Here is a 3,117-nt window from a genome sequence, read left to right on the forward strand (position 1 = left end):
AAAACAGGTAAATAAATTCCGTACTTGTATTGACTTTAAAGGCATAATCACCGATAATTAAATCATCGGGAGGCAACACCGCCACCCGAAAAATTGCCGATATCGGCTCACTAAGGAGCAAGCATGACTACAGTTACCACCCCTTCCCAACTGAAAAAAGAAGTCGAATCTCAGAAAGAATTATTGCTGCGCGCCTGCCTCGAAGCGTTCAACCAGCTGCCTAATCAGCGCCTGCAAGGCGCTTTCCAATCGACGTATGCACTGGCGGCAAAATTAAGCCAGCTGCTGCAACAAACTAAATAGCACTGACTGCCCGGCCAAGCCGGGCCTTTAGGCGATTTCTGAGCCGCCTAAAGAAACAAGCCCGGATTGACCGGGCTTGTTTCTTTCCGCTGCGCGGCCGTTCACGTATAGGAAATTGAAAGCCTTTCTTGTCTGCGTTGAATCCCTGAAAGAGAAGAACATGATCCGCAATCCCCGCCCTGAAGGGCGGGGAGCAGTCAAGGTTTCTGGCTTAGGTCTTCCCTGCCTTGCTTTCCGGTCAGTGCCGGTTGCAGAACTTTACCAGGTTTAAGCAGTCAGGCGTATAGCTGGCGCATTCAGTCTACAAAGCAGAACAGCACGCGAACGTCACCCTGCATATTCAGCTTTTTCAGCGCACCCAGGTGCAAAAAGTACCGTTCACCCAGGAATAGCCGTAGGTATCCGGTTCCAGGAATTGCCGGTGGTTTTTGTTTCTGTGTAAATGTGTATTGCACAATACACTACAAATTTAGTTCATTGGCTTCGACGGCAAGCCAGCAGTTAAAGGTTTCGCCTTTCCGTTCACCCTCGCACCCCCCCTCCGCTTTCAGCTTTCCGCAAGCCTGGCATTTTCCCAGCTGTGCCTTCTGCTCCTGCCACTGCTGCCAGTTGCGGATAAGCAGCAGCTGGAAAAATTCGTTCGTTGAATAAGGCGTTCGTCCAGGACGGCGAACCCGGCACAGCTCCTGCAACATTGCTTCTTCCTGTTTTGTTAGCGTGACTGTCACGCTTGTGCCTTCTTCCTTGAGCCGCGCGCGGCGGCGGGCCTGGCGTATACGGGCCAGTTCTCGCTGTCGGTCATTCATTATTTTTCTCCCCGTGATGGTCACGCGCGACTGTCACGATGAATTAAAACGGGCATTGCCCCTGCGGGGCCGTTCTGCCGTGCTGCGCTTCGAGCCGGTTCCCGTCTCGCCCCGCTTACGCGGGCGGCGGCCACTAATGCCTCCGGCCTTCGGCCTCCGCGCTCCGCTTGACAAAAAAACCGGGACACGCCCGGTTTGCTTTATCTCAGTAAAAGTATCGCTATCGCGGCGCCTACTGCGGCGCCCACGATGGTGCAGCCAGCTGTAATAAAAAGGATCTGACGGGTAAACGTCTCAGCACTGGACGCCTGCGCGCGGCGGAATTTAGTTAGAAATTCCTCGCGCGCCTTAGCATCATCACTAATTGCCAGGCTAATTGAACGCTGGTTTTCTACTAAAGCCCGTTTAAAAGAGTCTGCCGTCTCTCCTAAACTTTCGGTGTCTTTTGCCAGCTTTTCCGAAAGCTCAGAAAGTTTCTGCGTCATTTCTTTCTGAGTTGCGGTGATTTCCTTCGCGTCACCTAAAAACCAGTCCATCAGAACTTCTAATTTATCCGGCTGCTTTTCCATTTTATTCTCCCATTAAAGCCGCATATGCTTTATCGAGATTAGCTTTTACCGGAATCGCCTGTTTCATGTATGTATAACGGCGTGCCAGTTTTTTGCGCTCGTCAGCATCGGTTGTTTGTTTTGCACGGGATTTGAATTCTTCTGGATCTTCAGCGGTCAATACTTCGAATGAGATACGGTGAAACGCCAGATATTCGAAAACCTCACTGTTATAAATAACAGCCTTCTTGCTTATTTTGCCAATCTTCGTTTCTTTGACAAACTCAAACACCGGCGCCAGCACATCTTCTACTTCACTGTCTGGACTAATACGGTTTGGAACAAAGATAATTTTCTTGCTGCTCACGCCCGCTTTACTTAACGTGTGTGCCGTTTTCAGGCTTTCATCAATCGCCTTATTATCCGGCGTCACCGGGATTACATATTTATCAAATTCGTTCGCGCCACTGTCAAAGCGAGACATAGCCATCAGGAACGCTTCAACGTTTGACGCGCCAATATCAATAATGCCTGCATCTTCAAAAACAATATCCTCAATCAAACGTGAGAAGTCGTCACCTTTAAAACTGGTCACATTTTCAATACCCAGATCGGAAGCAGACTGGTTGATAGTCTCTACCGCATAGAACTTTGCACCAGTCAGGCGCGGGGCTAACAGGTAAGATGAAATTAATGTTTTACCAACACTGCCACTGTAATTAATTACCGCTACTTTCATAAATCACCTCAGAATTTTTTGTTGAACTTCTTAGGGTTGAAATCCTCACCGATTTTATTGAAGAACTCTTTATCAATAATGCCGGGACTCTCTGCTTTTTCACTTTCCTGCGCTTCAGGCTCAGACGGTTGTGTATTGTGCAATACACTTTCCGCTGCACCCTTCGCGCTACTCTTATCATGTGTATTGTGCAATACATTTTTTCGGTTTTGCCGCGTTCTATACAGTGCCATCTCAAGCCCTTTGGCTGTTACCGAAAAGCTGTATTCGCTGTCGAGGATTTCAGCAATTTCATGCCGCGTTAGCCCTCTGTCCAGCCAGTTCTCGATTTCATTTAGGCGCAATCTGACAGCAGCCGATAAGTTGCGGGGTTTCAGATCTGCTGGTTTATTCATAACCCCCTCCGTTGTATGAAGATGACTCTACAACACTCGTAAGAAGGGGTCAATCCAGTTTTGTAGTTTATTTGTAGTTTTCTTGTAGTCTATTAGTAGTCTGCCACGGTTTTAGTAGTTTCTTTGTAGTTTCTTTGTAGTTTCCTTGTAGTCTATTAGTAGTCTGACAACGCTAAGGTAAATCGTTTTTTGTAGTTTATCTGTAGTTTATCTGTAGTTTATCTGTAGTTTTTGGTTGCTCAGATGGTCATGCAAGCATGACCATCAAAGAATAGGACGCTTTTTAGCCAAATGACCCTTAACCTACGGAGATCGCTCCTACCAAA

At 47.7% G+C, this 3,117-nt stretch carries 5 protein-coding genes; 1 reads left to right on the forward strand and 4 read right to left on the reverse strand.

Annotated elements, in window-relative coordinates; translation table 11 throughout:
* Positions 1–123 precede the first annotated feature (123 nt).
* Positions 124–303: a protein CcgAI gene (ccgAI, locus tag ACW17M_RS23990; protein WP_012561134.1), complete on the forward strand. Its 180-nt coding sequence runs from the start codon at positions 124–126 to the stop codon at positions 301–303.
* Between the two features lie 461 nt (positions 304–764).
* On the opposite strand, the gene ACW17M_RS23995 is transcribed toward ccgAI, so the two are convergent.
* The 4 genes from ACW17M_RS23995 to stbA all read right to left on the reverse strand — a co-directional run bounded on the left by ACW17M_RS23995 (position 765) and on the right by stbA (position 2,791).
* Entirely contained in the window at positions 765–1,109 is a 345-nt protein-coding gene (locus ACW17M_RS23995; RefSeq protein ID WP_012561137.1) for a hypothetical protein, read from the reverse strand.
* A 200-nt stretch (positions 1,110–1,309) separates the two neighbouring features.
* The gene (gene stbC / locus ACW17M_RS24000) at positions 1,310–1,678 is read right to left on the reverse strand and encodes a plasmid stabilization protein StbC (protein ID WP_012561138.1); all 369 of its coding nucleotides are present in this window, start codon (positions 1,676–1,678) and stop codon (positions 1,310–1,312) included.
* 1 nt (position 1,679) lies between these two features.
* Positions 1,680–2,396 carry a StbB family protein gene (gene stbB, locus ACW17M_RS24005; protein ID WP_012561139.1) on the reverse strand — a complete coding sequence of 239 codons (717 nt, stop codon included), beginning with the start codon at positions 2,394–2,396 and terminating at the stop codon, positions 1,680–1,682.
* Between the two features lie 8 nt (positions 2,397–2,404).
* Positions 2,405–2,791: a plasmid stabilization protein StbA gene (gene stbA / locus ACW17M_RS24010; protein ID WP_013279398.1), complete on the reverse strand. Its 387-nt coding sequence runs from the start codon at positions 2,789–2,791 to the stop codon at positions 2,405–2,407.
* Positions 2,792–3,117: the final 326 nt, after the last annotated feature.

This window comes from Vreelandella sp. 2A-K22, from assembly GCF_054065485.1.